The organism is Meridianimarinicoccus zhengii (genome assembly GCF_003254465.1).
In the GTDB taxonomy this organism is placed as follows: domain Bacteria; phylum Pseudomonadota; class Alphaproteobacteria; order Rhodobacterales; family Rhodobacteraceae; genus Meridianimarinicoccus; species Meridianimarinicoccus zhengii.
This window is the reverse complement of record NZ_QDFI01000044.1, coordinates 1-23,729: the sequence shown is the minus strand read 5'-3', so window position 1 is coordinate 23,729 and position 23,729 is coordinate 1. Positions and strand designations below refer to the sequence as shown.

General features: G+C 67.7%; 26 protein-coding genes and 1 pseudogene. 13 read left to right on the top strand and 14 right to left on the bottom strand.

What is annotated here, in order from left to right; translation table 11 throughout:
* The first annotated feature begins 65 nt into the window (after positions 1-65).
* From DDE13_RS14245 to DDE13_RS14230, 4 genes are all read left to right on the top strand, one after another.
* Positions 66-1,847: an FAD-dependent oxidoreductase gene (locus tag DDE13_RS14245; protein WP_111404960.1), complete on the top strand. Its 1,782-nt coding sequence runs from the start codon at positions 66-68 to the stop codon at positions 1,845-1,847.
* Positions 1,848-1,858: 11 nt separating this feature from the next.
* The gene (locus DDE13_RS14240) at positions 1,859-2,737 is read left to right on the top strand and encodes an intradiol ring-cleavage dioxygenase (protein WP_111404959.1); all 879 of its coding nucleotides are present in this window, start codon (positions 1,859-1,861) and stop codon (positions 2,735-2,737) included.
* The gene (locus DDE13_RS14235) at positions 2,734-3,585 is read left to right on the top strand and encodes a BKACE family enzyme (RefSeq protein ID WP_111404958.1); all 852 of its coding nucleotides are present in this window, start codon (positions 2,734-2,736) and stop codon (positions 3,583-3,585) included. Before DDE13_RS14240 ends, DDE13_RS14235 begins: the two co-directional genes overlap by 4 nt.
* A 136-nt stretch (positions 3,586-3,721) precedes the next feature.
* On the top strand, positions 3,722-4,318 hold the full coding sequence (locus DDE13_RS14230; protein ID WP_111404957.1) for a LolA family protein: 597 nt from the start codon (positions 3,722-3,724) through the stop codon (positions 4,316-4,318).
* A gap of 15 nt (positions 4,319-4,333) precedes the next feature.
* Here DDE13_RS14230 and DDE13_RS14225 read toward each other — a convergent pair whose 3' ends face one another.
* Together DDE13_RS14225 and DDE13_RS14220 are read right to left on the bottom strand one after the other, a co-directional pair.
* Positions 4,334-4,915, bottom strand: a complete 582-nt coding sequence (locus DDE13_RS14225; protein WP_111404956.1) for a transglycosylase SLT domain-containing protein — start codon at positions 4,913-4,915, stop codon at positions 4,334-4,336.
* A 70-nt stretch (positions 4,916-4,985) separates the two neighbouring features.
* Positions 4,986-5,867 carry an AEC family transporter gene (locus tag DDE13_RS14220; protein WP_111404975.1) on the bottom strand — a complete coding sequence of 294 codons (882 nt, stop codon included), beginning with the start codon at positions 5,865-5,867 and terminating at the stop codon, positions 4,986-4,988.
* Positions 5,868-5,952: 85 nt separating this feature from the next.
* Between DDE13_RS14220 and hspQ the strand changes: the two genes are divergently transcribed.
* Positions 5,953-6,279, top strand: coding sequence for a heat shock protein HspQ (gene hspQ, locus DDE13_RS14215; RefSeq protein ID WP_111404974.1), 327 nt, complete (start codon positions 5,953-5,955; stop codon positions 6,277-6,279).
* A 21-nt stretch (positions 6,280-6,300) separates the two neighbouring features.
* Here hspQ and DDE13_RS14210 read toward each other — a convergent pair whose 3' ends face one another.
* The 3 genes from DDE13_RS14210 to DDE13_RS14200 form a co-directional block, all read right to left on the bottom strand.
* Positions 6,301-7,881 (bottom strand): gamma-glutamyltransferase family protein, encoded by a 1,581-nt coding sequence (locus DDE13_RS14210; RefSeq protein WP_111404955.1) that lies wholly within the window; start codon positions 7,879-7,881, stop codon positions 6,301-6,303.
* A 218-nt stretch (positions 7,882-8,099) separates the two neighbouring features.
* Positions 8,100-8,600 carry an ATP-binding protein gene (locus tag DDE13_RS14205; protein WP_111404954.1) on the bottom strand — a complete coding sequence of 167 codons (501 nt, stop codon included), beginning with the start codon at positions 8,598-8,600 and terminating at the stop codon, positions 8,100-8,102.
* On the bottom strand, positions 8,554-8,898 hold the full coding sequence (locus DDE13_RS14200) for an STAS domain-containing protein (RefSeq protein ID WP_111404953.1): 345 nt from the start codon (positions 8,896-8,898) through the stop codon (positions 8,554-8,556). The genes DDE13_RS14205 and DDE13_RS14200 overlap by 47 nt, the downstream gene beginning before the upstream one ends.
* A gap of 87 nt (positions 8,899-8,985) precedes the next feature.
* Here DDE13_RS14200 and DDE13_RS14195 point away from each other — a divergent pair, with 87 nt between their 5' ends.
* Together DDE13_RS14195 and DDE13_RS14190 are read left to right on the top strand one after the other, a co-directional pair.
* On the top strand, positions 8,986-9,651 hold the full coding sequence (locus DDE13_RS14195; RefSeq protein ID WP_111404952.1) for a pseudouridine synthase: 666 nt from the start codon (positions 8,986-8,988) through the stop codon (positions 9,649-9,651).
* 121 nt (positions 9,652-9,772) lie between these two features.
* Complete coding sequence (locus tag DDE13_RS14190; RefSeq protein ID WP_111404951.1) at positions 9,773-9,985, top strand: hypothetical protein; 213 nt, start codon at positions 9,773-9,775, stop codon at positions 9,983-9,985.
* A 65-nt stretch (positions 9,986-10,050) separates the two neighbouring features.
* On the opposite strand, the gene DDE13_RS14185 is transcribed toward DDE13_RS14190, so the two are convergent.
* The gene (locus tag DDE13_RS14185; RefSeq protein WP_111404950.1) at positions 10,051-10,704 is read right to left on the bottom strand and encodes a peroxiredoxin; all 654 of its coding nucleotides are present in this window, start codon (positions 10,702-10,704) and stop codon (positions 10,051-10,053) included.
* A 142-nt stretch (positions 10,705-10,846) separates the two neighbouring features.
* Here DDE13_RS14185 and DDE13_RS14180 point away from each other — a divergent pair, with 142 nt between their 5' ends.
* Together DDE13_RS14180 and DDE13_RS14175 are read left to right on the top strand one after the other, a co-directional pair.
* Complete coding sequence (locus DDE13_RS14180; RefSeq protein WP_111404973.1) at positions 10,847-12,286, top strand: aldehyde dehydrogenase family protein; 1,440 nt, start codon at positions 10,847-10,849, stop codon at positions 12,284-12,286.
* Positions 12,287-12,575: 289 nt separating this feature from the next.
* Positions 12,576-13,190, top strand: coding sequence for a hypothetical protein (locus tag DDE13_RS14175; protein WP_111404949.1), 615 nt, complete (start codon positions 12,576-12,578; stop codon positions 13,188-13,190).
* A gap of 130 nt (positions 13,191-13,320) precedes the next feature.
* On the opposite strand, the gene DDE13_RS14170 is transcribed toward DDE13_RS14175, so the two are convergent.
* The 7 genes from DDE13_RS14170 to rbfA all read right to left on the bottom strand — a co-directional run bounded on the left by DDE13_RS14170 (position 13,321) and on the right by rbfA (position 20,070).
* On the bottom strand, positions 13,321-14,316 hold the full coding sequence (locus DDE13_RS14170) for an SGNH/GDSL hydrolase family protein (RefSeq protein ID WP_111404948.1): 996 nt from the start codon (positions 14,314-14,316) through the stop codon (positions 13,321-13,323).
* Positions 14,317-14,490: 174 nt separating this feature from the next.
* A complete protein-coding gene (gene pnp / locus DDE13_RS14165) occupies positions 14,491-16,623 on the bottom strand; it encodes a polyribonucleotide nucleotidyltransferase (RefSeq protein ID WP_111404947.1) in 2,133 nt (710 codons plus the stop codon).
* 188 nt (positions 16,624-16,811) lie between these two features.
* Positions 16,812-17,081: a 30S ribosomal protein S15 gene (gene rpsO / locus DDE13_RS14160; protein ID WP_111404946.1), complete on the bottom strand. Its 270-nt coding sequence runs from the start codon at positions 17,079-17,081 to the stop codon at positions 16,812-16,814.
* Between the two features lie 140 nt (positions 17,082-17,221).
* Positions 17,222-17,728 (bottom strand): DUF1643 domain-containing protein, encoded by a 507-nt coding sequence (locus tag DDE13_RS14155; protein ID WP_111404972.1) that lies wholly within the window; start codon positions 17,726-17,728, stop codon positions 17,222-17,224.
* A gap of 43 nt (positions 17,729-17,771) precedes the next feature.
* Positions 17,772-18,632, bottom strand: a complete 861-nt coding sequence (locus tag DDE13_RS14150) for a DUF2189 domain-containing protein (protein WP_111404945.1) — start codon at positions 18,630-18,632, stop codon at positions 17,772-17,774.
* Positions 18,633-18,735: 103 nt separating this feature from the next.
* A complete protein-coding gene (truB, locus tag DDE13_RS14145) occupies positions 18,736-19,647 on the bottom strand; it encodes a tRNA pseudouridine(55) synthase TruB (protein WP_111404944.1) in 912 nt (303 codons plus the stop codon).
* A gap of 3 nt (positions 19,648-19,650) precedes the next feature.
* Positions 19,651-20,070: a 30S ribosome-binding factor RbfA gene (gene rbfA, locus DDE13_RS14140; protein ID WP_111404943.1), complete on the bottom strand. Its 420-nt coding sequence runs from the start codon at positions 20,068-20,070 to the stop codon at positions 19,651-19,653.
* A 105-nt stretch (positions 20,071-20,175) separates the two neighbouring features.
* Between rbfA and dapB the strand changes: the two genes are divergently transcribed.
* Together dapB and DDE13_RS14130 are read left to right on the top strand one after the other, a co-directional pair.
* Complete coding sequence (gene dapB / locus DDE13_RS14135; protein ID WP_111404942.1) at positions 20,176-20,988, top strand: 4-hydroxy-tetrahydrodipicolinate reductase; 813 nt, start codon at positions 20,176-20,178, stop codon at positions 20,986-20,988.
* Between the two features lie 77 nt (positions 20,989-21,065).
* Positions 21,066-21,428 (top strand): dihydrodipicolinate reductase, encoded by a 363-nt coding sequence (locus tag DDE13_RS14130; protein WP_111404941.1) that lies wholly within the window; start codon positions 21,066-21,068, stop codon positions 21,426-21,428.
* 101 nt (positions 21,429-21,529) lie between these two features.
* On the opposite strand, the gene DDE13_RS14125 is transcribed toward DDE13_RS14130, so the two are convergent.
* Positions 21,530-21,727, bottom strand: coding sequence for a DUF1674 domain-containing protein (locus DDE13_RS14125; protein WP_111404940.1), 198 nt, complete (start codon positions 21,725-21,727; stop codon positions 21,530-21,532).
* A 148-nt stretch (positions 21,728-21,875) separates the two neighbouring features.
* Here DDE13_RS14125 and DDE13_RS14120 point away from each other — a divergent pair, with 148 nt between their 5' ends.
* The gene (locus tag DDE13_RS14120) at positions 21,876-23,165 is read left to right on the top strand and encodes an RsmB/NOP family class I SAM-dependent RNA methyltransferase (protein ID WP_111404971.1); all 1,290 of its coding nucleotides are present in this window, start codon (positions 21,876-21,878) and stop codon (positions 23,163-23,165) included.
* Between the two features lie 30 nt (positions 23,166-23,195).
* Positions 23,196-23,729, top strand: a pseudogene (locus DDE13_RS14115) (heparinase); the annotation flags it as partial.

Sequence of the window (23,729 nt, the reverse complement as noted above, 5' to 3'; positions counted from 1 at the left end):
CCGCAAGGCGGGTCCGCCCGGCGGGGTTCGGGCGGACCTGCAGCACAGAGGAAAGGGATGCCCGAATGGCCGACATCACCACTGACGTTCTCATCATCGGCACCGGCCCCGCCGGGAGTGCCACCGCGGCGCTTCTGTCGAGCTACGGGGTCGAGAACATGGCGGTCAACCGCTACCGCTGGCTGGCCAACACGCCGCGCGCGCATATCACCAACCAGCGCACGATGGAGGTACTGCGCGACCTTGGCCGCGACGTGGAGGAGGAGGCATATCACTTCGCCACCGAGCGCGATCTGATGGGCAACAACGTGTTCTGCGAAAGCCTTGCGGGGGAGGAACTCGGACGGATGCAAAGCTGGGGCAATGCGCCCGCATCCAAGGCCGAGCACGAGATATCGTCGCCCTGCATGATGAACGACCTGCCGCAGACCTTCATGGAGCCGCTGCTGTTCAAGACCGCCTGTTCGCGCGGAACGCAGGCGCGGATGTCCACCGAATACCTGTCCCATACCGAGGATGCCGATGGCGTCACGACGACCTGCCGCGACCGGCTGACCGGGCGCGAGATCACGATCCGGTCGAAGTTCCTTGTCGGTGCCGATGGTGGCAATTCGCTGGTGGCGGAACATGCGGGCCTGCCTTTCGAGGGGCAGATGGGTGTCGGCGGGTCCATGAACATCCTGTTCCGCGCGGACCTGTCCCGCTTCGTGGCGCACCGGCCTTCGGTGCTGTACTGGGTCATGCAGCCCGGCGCGAACGTGGGCGGGATCGGCATGGGGCTGGTGCGGATGGTCCGCCCATGGAACGAATGGCTGATCGTCTGGGGCTACGACATCAACGAACCCGCGCCGCTGGTGGACGAGGCCTATGCGACCGAGGTCGCCCGCCAGCTTGTCGGCGATCCGACGCTGGAAATCGACTTGATCTCGGCAAATACATGGACCGTGAACAACATGTACGCGACCCACATGCAGACGGCGCGCGTGTTCATCATGGGGGACGCTGCGCACCGGCACCCGCCGTCGAACGGTCTGGGATCGAACACGTCCATCCAGGACGGATACAACCTCGCGTGGAAGCTTGCGCATGTCCTCAAGGGCGCGGCCGGGCCCGGCCTGCTGCGCAGCTATTCCGAGGAACGCGCGCCGGTGGCCAGGCAGATCGTTACCCGCGCCAACCAGTCCATCGCCGAGTTCGGCCCGATCTTCGAGGCGCTGGGCATGACCGGCACGGTCGACCCGGTGAAGATGCAGCAGAACATGGACAAACGCTGCAACTCGGACGCCGCCGCCGAGGCGCAGCGGGAGGCGTTGCGCAAGGCCATCGCGTTCAAGAAGTACGAATTCGACTGCCACGGCGTCGAGATGAACCAGCGCTATGACAGCGGCGCGGTGGTGAAGGACGACCACACCGATCCCGGCTTCGCGCGCGATGCGGAACTGCATTACCAGCCGACGACGTGGCCCGGTGCGCGCATCCCCCATTGCTGGCTGTTCCGCGAGGACGGGACCAAGGTCTCCACGCTCGACCTGTGCGGCAAGGGGCGCTGGACGATCTTCACCGGGATCGGCGGCGAAGGCTGGGCGCGCGCCGCCGAGACCGTGGGCCGCGAGATGGGCGTCGACATCGCCGTCCATGTCGTCGGCCCACGAATGTCCGTGCAGGATCACCTGGGCGACTGGGCGCGCATCCGGGAGACCGGCGACAGCGGCGCCGTCATGGCCCGGCCCGACCAGCACGTGTGCTACCGGGCCGCGGCCATGGCCGCCGACCCGGAGGCCGAGTTGCGCCGCGTCCTGTCCGTCATCCTGCAACCGCAATCGCGCGCCGCGGCGGCGGCGGAATGAAAGGGCACGCCATGAACACGCAGGAAAGCGGCTTCTTCACCGAGGAAAATTCGGCCGACGTGGTCATCGCCCGCAACGCGGGCACCGAGGACGCCCGCCTGAAAGAGGTGATGGAAGTGCTGACCCGGCACCTTCATGCCGCCGTGAAGGAGATCGAGCCGACGCAGGAGGAATGGTTCAAGGCCATCATGTTCCTGACCGACACCGGCCACATGTGCAACGAATGGCGGCAGGAATACATCCTGCTGTCCGACGTGCTGGGCGTGTCGATGCTGGTCGATGCGATCAACAACCGCAAACCGTCGGGCGCGTCGGAATCGACCGTGCTCGGCCCCTTCCATGTCGATGGCGCGCCGGAATTGCCCCTGGGGTCGAACATCTGTCTCGACCAGAAGGGGGAGCCGATGCTGGTGCGGGGCCGCATCCTCGATACCGATGGCAACCCCATCGCGGGGGCGAAGATCGATGTCTGGCAAGCCAATGACGAAGGGTTCTACGACGTGCAGCAGAAGGGCATCCAGCCGGATTTCAACCTGCGCGGCGTGTTCCGTTCGGACGCGGAGGGCGGCTACTGGTTCCGCGGGGTGAAGCCGAAATTCTATCCCATCCCCGATGACGGGCCGGTGGGCAAGCTGCTGGGCGCGCTTGGCCGCCATCCCTATCGCCCGGCGCACCTGCACTACATCATTTCCGCCGACGGTTTCGAGACGCTCACGACGCATATCTTCGACCCGGACGACCCCTATATCGCGTCCGACGCGGTGTTCGGCGTCAAGGAAAGCCTTATGGCGGAATTCGTGCCGGTGGACGATCCCGCGCGCATCGACGCCGCGGGCTTCGACGGGCCGTTCCTCGAAGTGGCGCACGATTTCGTGCTGGCGCGGCCATGACCAGTCCCTGCGTCATCTGCGTGGCCATCACCGGCAGCCTGCCGACGAAGGCCAACAACCCCGCAGTGCCGATCAGTGTGGCCGAACAGGTGGAATCGACCCACGAAGCGTTCGAGGCAGGGGCGAGCATCCTGCACGCCCATGTGCGCAACGACGATCAGACCCCGTCCTCGGACCCCGAGAAATTCGCACGGCTGAAAGAGGGGGTGGAGGCGCACTGCCCCGGCATGATCATCCAGTTCTCCACCGGCGGGCGGTCGGGCGCGGGCAAGGCGCGCGGCGGGATGCTGCCGCTGCGGCCCGACATGGCGTCGCTGTCGGTGGGGTCGAACAACTTTCCGACGCGGGTTTATGAAAACCCACCGGATCTGGTGGACTGGCTCGCGGCCGAGATGCTCGCCCATGGCGTGAAGCCCGAGATCGAGGCCTTCGACCTGAGCCACATCCTGAAGGCGAAGGAGATGTCGGATCGGGGACAACTGGCGGGCACCCCTTATGTCCAGTTCGTCATGGGGGTGAAGAACGCCATGCCCGCCGACCGGGACGTTTTCGATTACTATGTCCACACGGTGCGGCGGCTGTTCGGGCCGGATGCGCCCTGGTGCGCGGCGGGGATCGGGGCGAGCCAGATCGTGCTGAACGACTGGGCCATCGCGGCGGGCGGCCACGCGCGCACGGGGCTGGAGGACAACGTGCGGCTGGACCGCGACCGGCTCGCATCGTCGAACGCGGCACTTGTGCGCCGCACGGCGGAGATTTGCGAACGGTATGCGCGGCCCGTGGCGACATGGCAGCAGGCCCGGCGGATACTGGGGTTGCGGTCGGCGGCCCACGGGCAAGGGGCATAGGCGGCGTCCCTACGCAAGCGCCTTGTCCCATCCGGACCCGCGGCGCGCTTGCAGGCATATGCCGGACGACACGATGACCGGACCGTGATCGGCGCGGGGGGATGCACAGGCGCGCGCGGCGGCGTATATCGGGACGATGAAACACCTGATCGCCGCACTTGCGCTGTGCCTTGCAGCCCTTCCCGCCGCCTCTGACGAGCGGCTGTCGCTGCCCGCGCTGTCCGATTATCTCGACACGATCACCGAAGCGGAGGCGCGGTTCACGCAGGTGAACGCCGACGGCTCACGGCTCACGGGCACGCTGTTCATCAAGCGCCCCGGGCGTATCCGTTTCGAATACGACCCGCCGCAGGAGGAAACGCTGGTGCTGGCCAGCGGCGGGCAGATCGCGGTGTTCGACGGACGTGCCAGCGGCACGCCGGAACAGTTCCCGCTGCGCCGCACACCGCTTGGGATCATCCTGGCACGCGACATCGATCTGACGCGCGCACGCATGGTCACCGGGCATGGCATGGATGCCGGGCGCACGGTGGTGCAGGCGCAGGACCCGGACAACCCGGAATACGGGCGCATCTATCTCTATTTTGAACACGACCCGGTGCGGTTGTCGGAGTGGCTGATCGTGTCGGGCGGCGGCGAACAGACCCGCACGCGGCTGGAGCCGTTCCGCACGCGCGACGATCTGGGCGACGTGATGTTCTCGATCCAGCTGGAAATGCAGGCGCGGCAGTAGCCCCAGCCGCAGCCGTCAAATCTTGCCGCAGGCACGCAACTGGTTGTCGTACATGTAGGCGCGGTTCTGCACGTTGCCCGCGACCCGCACCAGCCAGCTTTTCCGGGTGTAGCTGCCGCGGGCATAGCCGCCATGGCCTTCGTGATACGCAAGATACTGGTTGCGCGCGTCGGACTTGGAAATGCCGTTCCGCCGCTCCGTTTCGGTCATGTACCAGCCCATGAAATCGGTGGCGTCGTTGATATTGGTGCGACTGGCCCGCCAGCGGCCTTCGGCGGATTTGTAGTCATCCCACGTGCCGTCGAGCGCCTGGCTATAGCCGAAGGCCGAGGATTGCCGCCCCATCGGGATCACGCCAAGCGCGTACTGGTGCGGGGTGCGGGCATCGCCGTCAAACTTGCTTTCCTGGTGGATCACGGCCATCTGCACCGCGACCGGCACGCCCCATTTGTCTTCCGCACGCTTGAAGGCGCGCAGGTACTGCGGGCGCTGGTCCACGATGCTGCACGCGTTATCGAGATTGCGCGGCGGCGACTTGGCCCCGCCACATGCGCTGAGAAGGGCCACGAGGGCCAGCGCGGTCATCCGCCTGCTCATGTTCTGCCTCATGCCGTTCTTGTTTTGCGCAACACTAGCGAAAAGCGCCGCGGAACGGAAATGAATTTCCCTAGAGCAGGACGGCCAGCAGTGCGGGGAAGGCCAGAACCGCCATGAGGGTCGAGGACACAACCAGACCGGCCACGGCATCGGAATCGGCCCCGTACTTCTCGGCCAGCATGTAGGATGTGACGGCCACCGGCGTCGCGACCTGCAACACGAGCACGCCGAAGGCCACCGGATCGAGTGCGAACCAGTCGCCGACCCACCACGCGATCCCGACGCAAATGGCCAGCTTCACCGCCGACAGCGCCACGGCCAGCCCCATGCGGGCAGGCTTCAGCCGTGCGACGGCGACGCCCAGCGTGATGAGCATGATCGGGATGGCGATCTGCCCGACCAGTTCCAGCGTGTTGGTCAGGAACCGTGGGGTTTCCCAGCCCTGCCACAGGAACAGCGCGCCCAGCAGCGTTCCGGCGACCATGGGTTCGCGCACGACCTTCAGCAGCGACCCGCCGCCCGAAACGACCCAGACCCCGAAGGTGAAGGACCACACCGCCATCACGGCGAAGACGACGACGGCGTAGCCGAGCCCGGTTTCCCCGAAGGCGAAGAGCGCAAGCGGCAGGCCGACATTGCCGGTGTTGCCGAAGATCAGCGGCGGCAGGAAGGTGCGCCGTTCGAGCTGCAGGGCCAGCGTCAGCACCGCCATGGCCAGCGTAACGCCGCCATAAGCCAGGATCGCGGCCAGCGACAGGTCCGCCAGCGCCTTGGGGTCGATTTCGGTCTGCATAAGCGATGTGAAGATCAGGCAGGGCACCGACAGGGTCATCGCCATCTGGGTGACGAAGGCCAGCCTGTATTCGTATCCCAGTTTCACCCAGGTGAACCCGATCGCCCCCAGAAGGAACACGGGGGCCACGATTTCGAGCACGACAAGCAGAAGGGACACGTTCACGAATTCCTAAACCGGCGACGGGGCCGCATGGACAGGTTCTTCGGTTTGGCATATGTGGCAGGGCGAAAGGTTGCAATCCATGCTGAAGACACGCGCGAAATTCCGACTGGGCCAAGTGGTCCGCCATCGCAAGCACCCCTTCCGGGGGGTGGTGTTCGACGTGGATGCGGTGTTTTCGAATACCGACGAATGGTACGAATCCATTCCCGAGGACAGCCGCCCCGCCAAGGACCAGCCGTTCTATCACCTGCTCGCCGAGAACGAGCAGAGCTATTACGTGGCCTACGTGTCCGAACAGAACCTTCTGCCCGACCTGTCCGGAGAGCCGATCGATCACCCGGATCTCGAGGACATGTTCGGCGAGCTCGAAGACGGGGTCTACCCGCTCCAGGCCCAGTTGAACTGAGCCGCGGACCGCGCGCGGGGATCAGTATCCAAGCGCGCAGCCGTCCTTGCGGGGGTCGGACCCGCCTTCCAGCAGACCGGTATCGGGATCGATGCGAATGGCCTGCGCGCCGCCGATGGGCGTGTCGGGGATCGTGACGGCATGCCCGCGCGCGTCCAAGTCGGCGCGCACGGCGTCGGAATAGCCGCGCTCGACCTTCAGCGCGCCCTGATCGGCGAAACTGCGCGGCGCATCGATGGCGGTCTGCGGGTCCATGCCGTAATCCACGACGTTCGTCAGGAACCGTGCGTGCCCGTTGGCCTGGTAGGCGCCGCCCATCACGCCGAAAGGCATGGTGATGCGCCCCTTTTCACGCAGCATGGCGGGGATGATCGTGTGCATCGGGCGCTTTCCAGCCCCGGCTTCGTTCGGATGTCCGGGGATCAGGCAGAAGCCCGCACCGCGATTGTGCAGCAGGATGCCGTGGCGGTCGGTGGCGATGCCGCTGCCGAAACCGTTGAAGATCGAATAGATCAGCGATACCGCCATCCGGTCGCGGTCCACCACGGTGATGTAGATCGTGTCGCGGTGGACATGGCCTGCCGCCGCCGCCGGGTCCGGCATCGCGCGCGCCGGGTCGATCAGCGCGGCCAGTGCGCGGGCGGTGTCGGGGCTGAGCAGGTGGTCGGCGCGGGTCATGTGATCGGCGTCGGCAACGAACCGGTTGCGCGCGTCATAGGCGAGTTTCGCAGCCTCCGCCTCGATATGGGCGCGGTCGGCGCCGAGCGGGTCCATGGCGGGCAGATCGAACTGTGCGAGGATGTTGGCCATCAGGATCGCGGCGATGCCCTGCCCGTTCGGCGGATGCTCCAGCAGGTCGGTGCCCTTGTAGTGGCCGATGACCGGGTCGCCCCATGTGGCCTCGGTCGCGGCGAAATCTGCAGCGTCATGGCAGCCGCCGGCGGCGCGCAGGGCGGCGACCATCTCGGCCGCGATCTCGCCTTCGTAGAATGCGGCGCGTCCTTCGGCGCCGATGCGGCGCAGGACCGCCGCCTGTCCAGGCGCGCGGAAGACCTGGCCGATGCGCGGCACGTCCCCGCCGATCAGATAGTGGTCGCGCGCCACCCCCTGCAGCGCCGCGGCATCACGTTCCCAGTCAAAGGCGACGCGCGGGGCGACGGGGATGCCGTCCTCGGCATAATGGATCGCGGGGGCGAGTACGGCGGCAAGGTCGAGGCGGCCCATGCGCTGCGAGAGGGCGCAGAACGCATCAACTGCACCGGGCACGGTGACGGCATCGGCAGAGCGCGGGTCGAGCGTGTCGCCGTGCTGGGCGCGCAGGGCCACCGGGTCAAGCCCGGCGGGCGCGCGCCCCGACCCGTTCAGCGCGATCACGTCCTCGGTTCCGGCGGGCTTGACCAGTGCGAAACAGTCGCCGCCGATTCCGGTCATCTGCGGCTCGCAGATGCCCAGCAACACGGCCGCGCCGATGGCCGCGTCCGCCGCGTTGCCGCCCGCCTGCAACAGGTCCAGCGCGACCTTGGCCGCCAGCGGATGCGAGGTGGCGCACATGCCGTTCATGGCAAACACCGGGGACCGCCCCGGACCGTGGAAATCGCGCATCGCCTGTCCCCCTGTATGCAACTCCGACGACACGTTCGGACAAGGCCGCGTCGTGTGCAAGCCGATTGCCCCGAACGGGGACCATGTCAGGCGTCGTCTTCGGCCCGTGCCCATCCGCGGTGGGGGGCGGAACGTCCAGGGCAATGGTTCCGGAGATCCTTGCCGGGCCTGCACTTGTCGGGGGGTGGGGGGCGCGGGACACGCGTGTCTTGCCGGCGTCATGCGCCGAAGGGCACCCGGAATCGCAGCCGGTTGATCCCGTTGACGCGGCGATACTCCAGTCCTGCCGTCAGGTCCCGGATCACCGACCAGCCAAAGCCGCCTTCGGGCAGGTCATCGCGGGCCACGTCCAGCGGTGCGGCCTTGGGGTCCGGCAGGCACCCGCCGGGCATCGGCGCACCCGCATCGGTCACTTCCACGACAAGGCCACGGCGGTCGCGGGACAGGACCACGCCTATGTTCCGGTCGTCCTTCCCGCCATAGGCATGTTCCACGATGTTATTGAGCACTTCTGCCAGAACGGTTTCGCATGTGCCCCGGTCGTCGCGTCCGACGCCGTCCGCACAAAGCACCCCGTTCACCTGGATCAGGGCTGCACGCACGCCGTGCGGCGACGCCCCAACCGTCAGGACATGCCGCCTTGCAGCGAGACCGGGCCTGTCGGCCAGCCCGTCACCCATGGCTGGCCGCGGCTTGAAGCGCGTGATCGGCGCTGTCATGGATGGTGAACACGGTATCCATACGTGTCAGGCGGAACACCTTGGCCACGTTCGGTGTCAGGCTCGCCAGTTCGAGCCGGGCTTGCCCGCCCAGCTGTTTCATCGCCCCGACGATGGCGCCCAGCCCGCTGCTGTCCACGAAATCGACGCGGCGCAGGTCGAGCACGACACGCCCCCCCGCATCCTGCGTCAGGGTTCGCATCCCGTCCTTGAACTGGATCGCCACCGCGGCGTCGATCCGGGGTTCTGCCGGCGTTATGACCAGCACGTCGCCCTTGATGTCGTGGTCGAGTTCCATGGGTCGCTCCGTTCAGCCCTTTTTGACAGGCTAGGGCGCAGGTCTTACCAACGGGTTTCCGACCCTCGCACATAAGGAGACCCGATCATGGTCAGCGTCCCGGAGTCCGGCAGCGCCTATTGCCCGCCGGACACGCCGCTCGACGTGGTGCATGACGACCATGCGATCCTTGTGGTCAACAAGCCCGCGGGGCTTCTGTCGGTGCCGGGGCGCGGGGAACATCTTGCCGATTGTTTGCTCACGCGGGTGCAGGCGGTGTTTCCCACGGCGCTTCTGGTCCACCGGCTCGACCGCGACACTTCGGGGGTGATGGTCTTCGCGCAGGGTCCCGCCGCGCAGCGCCACCTGGGCCTGCAATTCGAGAAGCGGCAGATCAAGAAGACCTATGCAGCCCGTGTCTGGGGCGAGATGGCGGCGCGTCGCGGGACCGTCGATCTGCCGCTTTGCGTTGACTGGCCGAACCGTCCCCGCCAGATGGTCGATCACGAGAACGGGCGTGCGGCCATCACCGACTGGCGTGTGCAACGGATCGAGGACGGCACGACCCGCGTGCGGCTCATGCCGAAGACAGGGCGCAGCCATCAGCTCAGGGTGCACATGCTGACACTGGGTCACCCGATCCTTGGGGACCCGTTCTACGCCACGGGCGCGGCGCGTGATTTCCCGCGGTTGATGCTCCACGCCGAGGAGTTGCGCCTGCGCCACCCCGACGGGGGCCGGGGCATGGTGTTCCGGGTCGCCTGCCCCTTCTGAGCGCGAAGGCGCGGACGCCTTGCGCTGCGCGCAGGGCGGCATTGTCCAGATGACTGTGCAAGTGCAGCATCGTGGTGCCTATGTCTTGTGCAGGAAAAGAATCCCCCCAATGGAGCTACCCATGACCGACGCAACCCACTTTCCCGTCCCGACACGGAGCCTGAGCAGCCGGCTCGACCGTGTCTTCACGTCCTTCGTGAAAATCGCCGCATTCGACCGCACCCGGCAGGATCTGGTCCGCCTGAGCGAGACCGACGATTCCGCACTGGCGGCCCGCGGGCTGAGCCGCGAAGCCGCCGTGCGCAACATCATCGGCGGCCGCGGGATGTTCTGAACGCTATCCCGACCGCTACCCTGACACCGCCGCCCCGACCGGGCGGCGGTTTCGCGTTCGGGCGTTCAGCCCGGATAGGCGGTGGTGCGCAGGTAGGGGAAGACCTCGGTCACCGTGCCGTATTTCGCCCGTGCGTCCTCGGTGCTGACGCTGGTCGGCACGATCACGTCCTGGCCCATTTCCCAGTTGGCGGGCATCGCCACGCCCAGCCGCGCCGACGCCTGCAATGCATCCAGCGCGCGCAGCACCTCGGCGAAGTTGCGGCCGACGGTCATCGGGTAGGTCATCGACAGCTTCAGCTTCTTGTCCGGCCCGATGATGAACACCGACCGCACCGTGGCACTGTCGGCGGGGGTGCGCCCGTCCGGCAGGTACGCTTCGGCAGGCAGCATGTCGAACGCCTTGGACACGACAAGGTCGTCGTCGGCGATGATGGGGAAGCCCACATCGGTCCCGGCAAAGGTCTCGATGTCGCCGATCCACTTGCGATGGTCGTCCACGCCGTCCACCGACACGCCGATCACCTTGGTGCCGCGCTTTGCCCATTCATCGGCCAGTTGCGCCACGGCGCCGAATTCGGTGGTGCAGACGGGGGTGAAATCCTTCGGATGCGAGAACAGGATCGCCCAGCTGTCGCCGATCCAGTCGTGAAAGCCGATCTCGCCCTGATTGGTGCGGGCGGTGAAATCGGGAACGGTCTCGTTGATGCGCAAACCCATCGGGTCCTCCGGTCTGGTTCGATGTTCAGTGGTATCTGGACCCAAGCCGCGCGGATGTCAGCCCCCGGCGCGAAGAAAGAACCGTGTCTTGCGCACGGGTGCGCAGGATGAAACCCTGTCGCTGTACAAGGGGGATATCGACATGGCGGATTTCGGGCAGTTCATGATCGGCGGAACATGGGTCGCGAGCGCATCGGGCCGGTCCGTACCCGTGCACGACCCGTCCACAGAGGACGAGATCGCGACCCTGCCGCTGGCGGGCACCGCGGATGTAGATCGGGCGGTCGCGGCGGCGCGGGCGGCCTTCGACGAATGGGCCGAGAGTTCCGTGACCGATCGGCTGGCGCTGATCGCGCGCATTGCCGAGGTCTATGATGCCCGCGCCGAGGACATGGCGCAGGCGACCAGCCGCGAGATGGGCGCGCCCATCGACTGGGCGCGCGGGGCGCAGGTGCCCGCGGGGGCGGGCCATATCCGCGCGACCGCCAAGGCGCTGGAGGAGATGGTGTTCGAGGCGCCGCTGCCGGGCACCCCCGGCACCCTGATACGGCACGAAGCCGTCGGTGTCTGCGCGCTCATCACCCCGTGGAACTGGCCCATGAATCAGGTCACGCTGAAGGTGATCCCGGCGCTGGCGGCGGGCTGCACGATGGTGCTGAAACCGTCCGAGATCGCGCCCCTGTCGGCGCATCTGTTCGCCGAGATCATGGACGAGGCAGGGGTGCCCGCGGGCGTGTTCAACCTGATCCACGGCGACGGGCGCGGGGCGGGCGATGCGCTGTGCCGTCATCCGGGCGTCGATTTCATCTCCTTCACCGGGTCGGGCCGCGCGGGGCGCGAGATCAGCCACGCCGCCGCCGACAACCTGACCCGCGTGGCGCTGGAACTGGGTGGCAAGGGCGCGAACATCATCTTCGACGATGCGCCCGACAGTGCGATCCGCACCGGCGCGCGGCGCTGTTTCAACAACACCGGCCAATCCTGCAACGCACCGACGCGGATGCTGGTCAGCCGCGCGCGGTATGATGCGGCGCTTGACATCGCGGCGCAGGCGGCCCGTGACACGGCCACGGCCCATGCGGCGGAACCGGGCCGCCATATCGGCCCACTGGTCAGTGCCGCGCAATGGGACAAGGTGCAGGGCCTGATCGAACAGGGTGTGGCCGAAGGCGCGCGGCTGGTCGCGGGCGGGCCCGGCCGCCCCGAAGGCCAGAACCGGGGCTGGTTCGCGCGGCCCACCGTCTTCGCGGACGTGACCAACGACATGGCCATCGCGCAGGAGGAGATCTTCGGTCCCGTTCTGTCGGTCATCGCCTATGACGACGAAGCCGACGCGGTGCGCATCGCCAACGATACCGCGTACGGGCTTACCAATTACGTGCAGACCGCCGATCCCGACCGGATCCGCAGGGTGGCCCGCCAGTTGCGGTCGGGCATGGTGGAGGTCAATGGAAAATCCTTCGGACCCGGTGCGCCGTTCGGCGGCATGAAGCAGTCGGGGCACGGCCGCGAGGGCGGTGCCTTCGGTCTGGCCGAGTTCCTGGAGGTGAAGGCCATCAGCGGCTGGCCGTCCGGCACCTGAGACCCGAAACCGAGTCGCGCTGCCCCGCTTGCGGGTAGCGCACCGCCGCTGGCTGCGGCTCGGCCGGCCAAGGCCGGGAATGTCCGTGCGACTTGCGCCTGAAAAAGTGGCGTTGCCGAGGAAAATCGGGGTTCCTGTACCGAATGTGACCTCGCGCACTCATTCGACTCGGCAACCGGGGTATGGTCCGTATGCGCAGGCTGGCAGCGTGGGGGCTTGCCCGCCTGACGCATCCGAAACCGAGACGACCGGACGTCATCGCAAACCATTCACCCATGGAGATTTACCCATGACACGTCTCATCACGGCCATCGCGGCGCTTGTCGGCGTGACCGCCGGTGCATCGGCTTCCGCGGCCAGTTTCAACGGCACCTTCTGGGATGCCCCTGCGAACAGCCTCGCCACGATCAGCGATGCCATCTCCTTTGCCACGTCGAACGCCGCGGATGCAAGTTTCAGCGCGACGACGATCAATTACGGGAATGACGGCACCTTCCTGATCGGATCGCTTGCCGATTTTCTCAATGCCGATGCCGGTTCGATCGTCGGCGATGGCAGCGTCAACTTCCAGGAATCGGTGTTGCGGCTGACCGGCTATTCCTTCCTGACCACGGGCGACGAGATCACGGTGACGTCGGATGACGGCTTCCTTCTGAATATCGGTGGGGCCGAATTCTCGCGCTTCGAAGCGCTCCGCGGTCCCACCGGAACCACCAGCACGATCTTCACGGGTCCGACCGGACGCTACGCCGTCGAGATGTGGTACTTCGAAGGAAATCCGACGCAGGCACGGCTGGAAACGAATCTTGCACCGGCCCCGGTGCCGCTCCCGGCGGGCGGCCTGTTGCTTCTGACCGCGCTCGCGGGTGGCGGCGCGCTGGCACGGTGCCGGAAGACGGCCTGATCGCCGGTTCTTTCGGAATTAGACAGGATGTGGGGCCCGGTGGTTTGTCCACCGGGCTCTGTCGCACCTGTGTGCCGCAAGGCCGCTGCGTGTGATCGGACGGGTCCACCACGGGCGTGCGGCGCGCGGGTCAGCCCGCGCGGCGCCGAGTCAGCGCGGCCAGTCCACCCAGACCTGCCAGAAGCGCCCAGCCCGCCGCGGGCAGGGGCACAGGGGCCACCGTCACGCGCACGGTATCGGCCAGTGCGGCATGCACGGTGCCGGTCGGATGGATATCGTCGAAGAAGGCATAGACGGACGGATCGGTGCAGAGACCGGTGATCGTGCGGTCGCCGTCCGCGTCCACGCCGAAGGTCAGGCAGGCGTCGGTGGTGTTGGTCAGCCCCAGCGGATCGGGGTCGTCCACAAGGTCGCGGATCGCCGTGAAAACGTCGATCTGCGTGACCTGAACCGCGGGGGGAAGGCCCCCAAGCCCGGCGGCGATGGCTTCATCGAAGGTGCGCGCAGCAGCCGTCGCCGCATCGCGGACAGGTGAGGGCAGGCCGTTCAGTCGCGGAATCAGCCCAAAATCGGGCAGGCCAAGTACGAGGAAATCGCGCACGCCGAATGTGCTCAGCCCGGCGATACCGGCCAGCACCTCGCCCGCCGCTGCGGTGGCGGCGGCGCCCGCATCCTCGCCCCGGCCAAGCGCATCCAGAACGTCGTTCGAGCCAAAGAACAGCGATACCAGCGGCCGCGCCCCGAACTGCGCCGCGCGCCCGGCCAGCCCGGTGCCGCCATCGGCATAGATCGGGACCGGAGCAAAGCCCTGCAAGCCGAGATCCGGGATCAGGTCGCCGTTGGCGACCGCCAGTGCGCCGGAAAAGGCAAGATTGTCGGTCGGCTTGCCCTGTGCCGTGAAATCGGCCGCAAGATACTCCGCATAGGTCGGCCCGCTGGACACGCGCCCGTTGAAATAGGGCGGGCTGGGGATCGCCGTGGGTGCGAACGCGAAGGTATTGCCATTGTCCGTCAGGCTGTCGCCAAGCGCCCAGAAACTGGTGTACGGATCTGAAAACGAACTCGCGCTCGCGCCAGTGCCCGCGACTGCGATCGCGGCGGCTGCCAGAAGAAACCTGATCGTCATGGAATACCTCCCAGTCATGGGCCGCGAGTATGCCGCGACCCTGTGAAAAGAGGTTAATGGCGCTTCTGCGCATCGGGCAAGTTGGAAACGCCGTGACGTAAGGGCACGATCAGAAACGCAAAAGCCCCGGGCACCGGCCCGGGGCTTTCCGTTGCGTGATGGCCGGCGTGCCGGTTATTCGGCGACTTCGCCTTCGACGGCGGGTTCCCCGGTCGCCTGGTCCACGACCTTCATCGACAGGCGGACCTTGCCGCGGTCGTCGAAGCCCAGCAGCTTGACCCAGACCTCCTGCCCTTCCTTCAGCACGTCGGACGGGTGGTTCAGGCGGCGGTTCTCGATCTGGCTGACATGCACCAGCCCGTCGCGCTTGCCGAAGAAGTTCACGAAGGCGCCGAAATCGACCAGCTTCACGACCTTGCCGCGATAGATCTTGCCTTCCTCCGGCTCGGCCACGATCGAATAGATCATGTCATAGGCACGCTTGATCGCATCCGCGTCGCTGGACGCGATCTTGATGACACCGTCATCGTTGATGTCGACCTTGGCACCGCTGGTTTCCACGATCTCGCGGATGACCTTGCCGCCCGACCCGATCACTTCGCGGATCTTGTCGACGGGCACCGTCATCGTCTCGATCTTGGGCGCGTATTCGCTGAAGCCCGACGGGGCGGTCAGCGCCTTGTTCATCTCGCCAAGGATGTGCAGGCGCCCGGCCTTCGCCTGTTCCAGCGCCTGGCTCATGATCGCAGGCGTGATGCCCGCCACCTTGATGTCCATCTGGAGCGACGTGATGCCCTGTTCGGTGCCCGCGACCTTGAAGTCCATGTCGCCAAGGTGGTCTTCGTCGCCGAGAATGTCGGACAGGACCGCGAAGGACCCGTCTTCCTCCAGCACGAGACCCATGGCCACACCGGCCACGGCGGCCTTGAGCGGCACGCCCGCGTCCATCATCGACAGCGACCCGCCGCAGACCGAGGCCATGGACGACGACCCGTTACTTTCCGTGATCTCGGACACGAGCCGCACGGTATAGGGGAAATCGGTCGGTGCGGGCAGGACGGCCTGCAACGCGCGCCACGCCAGCTTGCCATGGCCGATCTCGCGGCGTCCCGGCGGGCCGACGCGCCCGGCTTCGCCCACCGAATAGGGAGGGAAGTTGTAGTGCAGCATGAAGTTCTGCTTGGACGTGCCGTGCAGCGCATCGACGAACTGTTCGTCATCGCCCGTGCCCAGCGTCGTCACCACGAGCGCCTGGGTCTCGCCGCGCGTGAACAGGGCGGAGCCATGGGTGCGGGGCAGGATGCCGACCTCGGACACGATGGGCCGGATCTGGTCGAGCGCGCGCCCGTCGATCCGGCGGCCATTGCGCACCACGTCGCCGCGCAGCACCGCCGATTCCAGCTTCTTGAGCGCCGAGCCGAGGTTCGGGTCGGCAAGCTGCTCTTCGCTCAGCGTCGCCTTGACCGCGTCGCGGGCCGCCGACACGGCCGCAACGCGCTGCTGCTTGTCGGTGATGGCATAAGCGTCGCGCATCTGCGCTTCGCCCGCGGCCTTCACCACCTCGTAAAGCGCGGAATAATCCGGCGGGCTGTAGTCGAAGGGTTCCTTGGCCGCTTCTTCCGCCAGCGCCACGATCAGGTCCACGACCGGCTTGATCTGCTCATGCGCGAAGGTGACCGCGCCGAGCATTTCTTCTTCCGAAAGCTCGTAGGCTTCTGATTCCACCATCATCACCGCGTCGCGGGTGCCCGCGACGACAAGATCCAGACGCTGCTCCGCGTTCAGGCGCAGGTTCTGCATGTCCTCGATCTCGGGGTTGAGGATGTAGTCGCCGTCCACGAAACCCACGCGGCAGCCCGCGATCGGGCCCATGAAGGGCACGCCCGAGATCGTCAGCGCGGCGGAGGTCGCGATCATCGCCACGATATCGGGATCGTTCACGAGATCATGGGACAGTACCGTGCACATCACCAGGACTTCGTGCTTGAAGCCGGGGGCGAACAGCGGGCGGATGGGCCGGTCGATCAGGCGCGCGGTCAGCGTTTCCTTTTCCGACGGGCGCGCCTCGCGCTTGAAGAAACCGCCCGGAACCTTGCCCGCGGCGTAGTATTTTTCCTGGTAATGGACGGTAAGCGGGAAGAAATCCTGACCGGGCTTCGGTTCCTTGGCGAAAGTCACGTTCGCCATGACGCTGGTCTCCCCCAGCGTGGCGATCACGGACCCGTCCGCCTGGCGGGCGACCTTGCCCGTCTCGAGGGTGAGCGTTTCCTCGCCCCATTGCATCGATTTTTTCTTAACGTCGAACATGTGCGTTCCTATCTGGACCGAGGGACCCTCCCCCGGCCGGGTTGCGTACGGGCGGTTGCCCGTGGCCTCGGAAATGGCACATCCCCGTGAGGCCCGGCGGGGATGGGTGTCTGCTGTCGGGGTAGGCTAACAGCGCAGCCCGCGCCCCACAAAAGGAAAACGCGCCGCAGGGGGCGCGTTGACCGGGATCAGCGGCGGATGCCGAGACGCTTGATGAGGCTCTGGTACCGTGCCGGGTCCTTCCCGTTCAGGTAGTCCAGCAGCTTCCGGCGCTGTGCGACCATCATCAGCAGGCCGCGACGGGAATGGTTGTCTTTCTTGTGCGTCTTGAAATGCTCGGTCAGCGTGGTGATCCGCGACGTGAGCAACGCGACCTGAACCTCGGGCGAACCGGTGTCGCCGTCCTTGGTCGCGAATTCCTTCAGGATGCGCTGCTTATCTTCAACCGTGATCGACATCGGGGTCTCCTTGGTATGAAAGGTGATGGCGCAAGCCGGGATGTCGTCCAGCAAGGCCCTTGGAGGGTCCGGACCGCGTCCGGATGCGCGCCTATACGGGGAATCGCCTGCGATGGAAAGGGGGTGCGGCGTTACCGCCCCTACGCCCAGGGCGCCGGTTGCTGGCTGTAGGCGATGTAGAGCGGGTGTTTCGGGTGCCCGTCCTTCGACAGGCCGAGATGGAGCGGCGCCGCGCCCGTGGCGCGGATCATCGCCGCGACCGCCGGCCCGCGGTGCAGATGCGCGCCATGGGTGCCCCAGGCGCAGATCACCGCATCCGCCCATCCGCAACCGTCGCGGATTGCCGCGTCGTTCTCGGGTCCGACCGGGTCGGGCTGCGCGCGCATCACCCGCGGGTCGGTCGCGCGATAGGCGAAGATGTTGCAGACCCGGAATGCGCCGAACCCCAGCGTGCGGGCGCGGCGTTCGCAGCGTTCCACGGTGGGATCGTTCTGCACTTCGGTCGCGGTGGAGGGGTTCAGCATTACGAAAAGCGCCCGGCCCAGCGCCTCGTCCCAGATGCGTGTCAGGCTGTAGCGATATGCCTCGCAGTCGGAATAGACGGCGGTGGAGGGTGCGTCGTCCTTGACATGGTGTCGAATGATCATGGGGGGCGGCATAGCGTCCCGCGCCGCCGCCCCGCAAGCAGGTTCAGGCCGCCACGACCGCCTTGCGGTAGAGATGCCATGTGGCATGGCCCAGAACCGGCATGACCACGATCAGCCCCAGAAACAGCGGCGCGGAGCCCACGGCCATCAGGCCGGCCACGATCAACCCCCACGCGATCACGGTGCGCGGGTTCTTTTTCGCCACCTCGACCGAGGTCACGACAGCGCGCGGCAGACCCACGTTGCGGTCCACCAGCAGCGGGAAGGATACGATGGTCAGCGCCAGCACACCCAACGCAAAGGCGGCACCGATGGGGATCCCTATCAGGATCATGGCGAAGCCCGCGGGCGTCGTCAGCGCGTCGCCGAAGAACTGCAGCGGCGATTCGGGCGGGACCGCCCCCATGGTCACGCGATAGATGAGCGCCGCCACCGCCATCCAGACCATGAACACCGCCAGCAGATAGACCCCCAGCCCGAAGATCGCCCCGAAGGACGGCGCGCCGAAGGGTGCGAAGGCATCGGCCCAGGACACGTCCTGCCCGGCCTCCCGCCTGCGGCTCATTTCGTACAGGCCGGTGGCGGCCACCGGCCCTAACAGCGCGAAGCCCGAGGCCAGCGGGAAGATGTACGGCACCATGGTCGCGTTGAAGGCGGAATAGACGAGGAACGCGCCGATCAACGGGTAGAACAGGACGATGAAGACGACGTCGCTGCGCATCGCCGTGAAATCGTCGAAGCCTGCGCGCAGGGCCGCCTTGATGTCGTCCATGCCGATCTCGCGCACGGTGATGTCGGCGGTATCGCGCCCGCCCATGTGGCTGGCGGCATTGGCGATACCGCTGCCCGCGGCCCGCGCGGCGCCCACGCCCCATGTCAGCGGATTCCCGATCGTCTGAACCATCTCGAACCTCCTGTCGGTGTTATGCTGCACAGGCGCACGACCTGCGGCACTTTGACACTAACAGATTCGAAACAATCTTGCGCGCACGATGACGCGAGGCGGGTCAGGCGAGGTTGAACACCCGCGACGGGTGCAGCGTGCCCGCCTTGTAGATGCCTACGGCAACCGGTTGCCCGTCGAACGACGCCCATGCCTCGTCGCCGTATTCGGCCTCGGACGACAGGACCATGCCGGGATTGCCGTTGCGCAGCTTCGCGGCGCCATCGGCGGTGCAGGGCAGTTCCGGCAGGTCGGCAAGCCCGGTTTCCAGTGGCAAGAGCAGCGCGTCGAGCGCGGCGTGATCCCCGGCCAGCGCCTCGACCCGGTCCATGGTCACGCCCTCGTCGGCTTCGAACGGGCCGGACCAGACCCGGCGCAGGTCGCGCACATGGCCGTGGCAGCCCAGCATCGCGCCCAGATCGCGGGCGATGGACCGCACGTAGCCGCCCTTGCCGCAGACCATGTCGAGCATGACGTGATCGGCATCGAGACGTTTCACGAAATCCAGCGTCTCGACGAACAGGGGCCGCGCGGCCAGCTCCATGTCCTCACCGGCCCGCGCCAGCGCATAGGCGCGTTGCCCGTCGATTTTCACGGCGGAAAATTGTGGCGGCACCTGCATGATGTCGCCCGTGAACTGCGCCAGCGCCGCCCGGATCGTATCGTCATCGGGGCGCGCGTCGCTGGTGGCGATCACCTCCCCCTCGGCGTCGTCGGTGTTGGTGGCCTGCCCCAGCCGCACGGTGAATCGATAGCATTTCAGCGCGTCGGTGACGAAGGGCACGGTTTTCGTCGCTTCCCCCAGCGCCACGGCCAGCACGCCCGTCGCGTCCGGGTCGAGAGTGCCGGCATGGCCCGCCTTTTTCGCGCCATAGGCCCAGCGGACCTTGTTCACCACAGCGTTCGACGTGATCCCCGCCGGCTTGTCGATCACCAGCCAGCCCGACACGTCGCGCCCCTTGCGTCCGCGTCCCATGGATCAGGCGTCGCCGTCGCTATCGTCTGGCTTTTCCAGATCGCGCCGTACCTCGGGGCGATCGAACAGCCGCCGCGTGTCGTCGAGCCGGTCGAACGTGTCGTCGATGCGGAACCGCAGGTCGGGGGCGAATTTCAGCGTCAGCGCCTTGGACACCATCCGGCGCAATTCGACCTTGTTGCGGCGGAGCGCCAGCAGCGCGGCCTCGGCATCGTGCCCGCCCAGCGGCAGCACGAAGGCGGTCGCGACCTTCAGGTCGGGGCTGGTGCGCACCTCGCCCACGGTGATGGACATGCGGTTCAGGTCCGGGTCGTGCACGTCGCCGCGCATGAGCACGTCGGACAGCGTGCGCCGGATCAGTTCACCCACCCGCAACTGCCGTTGCGACGGTCCGGGCCCGTCAAGATGTGTCTGTTTCGCCATGGGCCGCAATTAGGGGATGATGCCGCGCGCCGCAACAGGCTTTGCCAAGCGCGCGGTGGTGGCATAGGCACGCGCGGAGAACGACAGGGCAGAAGGACAGGGACCATGGCGGATCATGTGGGCATCGCGGTCGCGGGCGTATCCGGGCGCATGGGCCAGACGCTGGCGAGGCTCGTGCAGGACAATCCGGCCACGCGGCTGGCTGGCGCGCTCGAACGGCCCGGCCACGGCTGGATCGGCCAGGATCTCGGGTCCGCGACCGGCGGGGCAGCTTGCGGCGTCACCGTGACGGACGATGCGGATGCGGCCCTTGCCGATGCGCAGGCGGTCATCGATTTCACGGCCCCCGCCGCGACCGTGGCTCTGGCGCAGGCGGCGGCGGCGCGCGGGATCGTCCACGTGATCGGCACGACCGGCATGACCGCCGACGATATCGCCGCGGTCGGGACATGTGCCGACCGGGCGGTGATCGTGCGGGCGGGAAACATGAGCCTCGGGGTGAACCTGCTGGTGCAGATCACGAAGACTGTCGCGGCGGCGCTGGACGCGGACTATGACATCGAGGTGATCGAAGCCCATCACCGCCACAAGGTCGATGCGCCCTCGGGCACCGCGCTGATGCTGGGGGAGGCTGCGGCGGCGGGGCGCGGCGTGGCGCTGGATGATGTGGCCGAACGGGGCCGCGACGGGATCACCGGCGCGCGCGGTCGCGGGGCCATCGGCTTCTCGGCCATCCGCGGTGGCGACATCGTGGGCGAACATGACGTGATGTTCGCCGCCGACGGCGAACGGATCGTCCTGCGCCATGTGGCGAGCGACCGCAGCGTTTTCGCGCGGGGTGCGATCAAGGCCGCGCTGTGGGGGCAAGGCCGCGCGCCGGGCGCCTACGACATGGTGGATGTTCTGGGGCTGCGCTGAGCGACCGCGCCTCGCGCTGCGCGGAATGATCCGGTAGAATATGCTGTGCGTAAGTCTTTCCGAACACGGAGGACAGGATGCCACAGTCTTTTCGCGCCGCGGTACTGGTGCTTGCCACGACCGGGATCGCCGCACCGGCATTGGCCGACTATCAACCGATCCGGGACCGGGCCGAGTTTCTCGGGGTGGTCACGCAGGGTGAGCTGACCCGCATGGGTATCCGGCTGACCGTCACCCGGGACGGCGCTATTTCCGGCAGCGCCTTCGGGCGCGAAGTGACGGGAAACTGGACCTGGGAGGATGGCTTTTTCTGCCGCGATCTGGCCTGGGGCGACACGGAAATCGGCTACAACTGCCAAGAGGTCGCCCGAGACGGCCGGTCGCTGCGCTTCACCTCGGACAAGGGCACGGGCGAGTCGGCAAGCTTGCGGCTGGAATAGCCGCCCGCCAGCACCGAGAACCGCCGGGAGGCGCCAGGTCAAGCCCGGCGCGCCAGTGAGCGGTGAAGGTGCTGCTCCATCAGAATCGAGGTGCTGCTCGATCAGAAATCGACCGCTATTCCTTTCTTTTCCCAGTCGCCATAGCGGACCGGTTCGGGTCCGTCGCGGCCGCCCAATTCGCGCGGCATCGCCTGCGCCGTCGCCTTGGCGCGACGGGCCTCGGCCTCGGCCAGCGCGCGTTGCGCGGCTGGGGGCAGGTCGGCGCGGGGATCGGCTTGGGGTGGTGTGTCGTCTGTCATGGCCGCAGGCTCCTGACTTGTCGGGCGCAGCCCTGTGATATACGCCGCGCGGGTCGCGCTGCAAGCGCGGCAGGGTCGCGGGGATGCCAATGTGACGGGTCAGGGCGGAAAGAACGGCAAGGGCAGGGGCAAGGGCGGACCGCCCGGCATGGCGCCGCGCGCCGCGGCGTTGGACCTGCTTCTGGCGGTGTGGCGCGACGGGGCGCTTCTGTCACAGGTGGCGGAGGCGCCGGAAGGTCCCCTTGCCCCGCTGCCCCCGCCCGAGCGTGCCCGCGCCCGTCGGCTGGCGCTGGCGGCGCTGCGTGGCGCGGACCCGTCGGATACGCTTCTGAAGCCACATCTGCGCAAGAACCCGCCGCTGCCGGTGCGCGCGATCCTGCGGCTGGCGGTGACCGAACTGGCCGAGGGTGGCGCCGCCCATGGCATCGTCGATAGTGCCGTGGCGCTGGCACGGAGCGACCGCAAGACCGCGCATCTGTCCGGGTTGATCAATGCCGTCCTGCGGCAGGTGGCCGAGGACGCGCCCGCGCGCTGGCCCGATCTGCCGCCCCAGCGCCTGCCGGGCTGGCTGCGCGGGCGGCTGCAATCGGCCTGGGGCGGCAAGGCGACAGCCGCGATGGAGGCGGTCCAGGCCGCCCCCCCGCCGCTGGACCTGACCGCGCGGGGCGATGCCGCGGCGCTGGCCGTCGACGGCACGCTTCTGCCCACGGGCAGCGTGCGCGTGCCGGGCAATATGCAGGTCACGGCCCTGCCGGGATATGACGACGGTGCGTTCTGGGTGCAGGATGCCGCGGCCGCGCTGCCCGCGCGGGTTCTGGCCGCGCAGCCCGGCGAGCATGTGCTTGACCTCTGCGCCGCGCCGGGGGGAAAGACGCTCCAGCTCGCTGCGGCGGGGGCGGCGGTCACGGCGCTGGACATCTCGGGGCCGCGGCTTTCGCGGCTGCGGGACAATCTCGCGCGGACCGGCCTGTCGGCCGAGATCGTCGTGGCCGATGCCTTGGACTGGTCCGGCGCGTCTTTCGACGCTGTGCTGCTCGATGCGCCATGCAGCGCCACGGGCACGATCCGCCGCCATCCCGATCTGCCCTTCGTCAAGCAATCCGCCGACATCAAGCCGCTGGTCGCACTGCAGGCGGCGCTGATCGACCGGGCGGTCGCGCTGCTGCGCCCCGGCGGGCGGCTCGTATTCTGCACCTGTTCGCTCCTGCCCGAGGAAGGCGAGGCGCAGGCCGCCGCCGCGCTGGACCGCCACCCGGTGCTGGTTCCCGACCCCGCGGCGCTGGACCGGCCCGGCATCGACCCGGACTGGCGCACGGGGGCTGCGGGGTTGCGGCTGCGGCCTGACCTGTGGGCCGACCGCGGCGGGATCGACGGGTTCTTCATCGCGACGTTCCGGCTGGGTGATGCGGGCGATGACAGCACCGGAACCGGCACCTAGGATGGCGCGGGGCAGGCACGGGACCGGGGCATGACAGGCATGATGGGTGCGGAGGAGTTGCCGCCCGTGGGCTGGCGGGATCGCTGGGCCGCGCGGCGCGCGGGCTATGCCACCCGCCGCGCGGCACTGGTCACGCAACCTCCGGCGGCTACGACCGGGGATGCGGGTGCCGGGGCCGCGCTGGTCGCGGGCCGGGTGGCATTGGCGGGCGCGCGGCCCGTCGATGCGGCAGGGCGTGCGCTTTGGGATCTGCCCGCCCCGACCCGCGCCTTCGAGGCCGCGCGTCAGCGGTTCGACTGGCTCGACGATCTGGCCGCGCTCGGCACGGGGCCTGCGCGGGCGCTGGCGCGCGATTGGGTGACGGACTGGTTCACCCGGCAGGGCCACGGGCGCGGACCGGGCTGGACCCTGCCGCTGGTGTCCGCACGGCTGGACCGGCTGGTGGTGCATGCCGGCTGGCTTCTGGCCGGGCGCGATGCGGTGCCGCGGGGCCGCATGGAGCGCGCGCTGGCGCGACACCTGATCGTGGCGCGCGCGCGCATGGGCACCCTTCCCGAGGGCGCG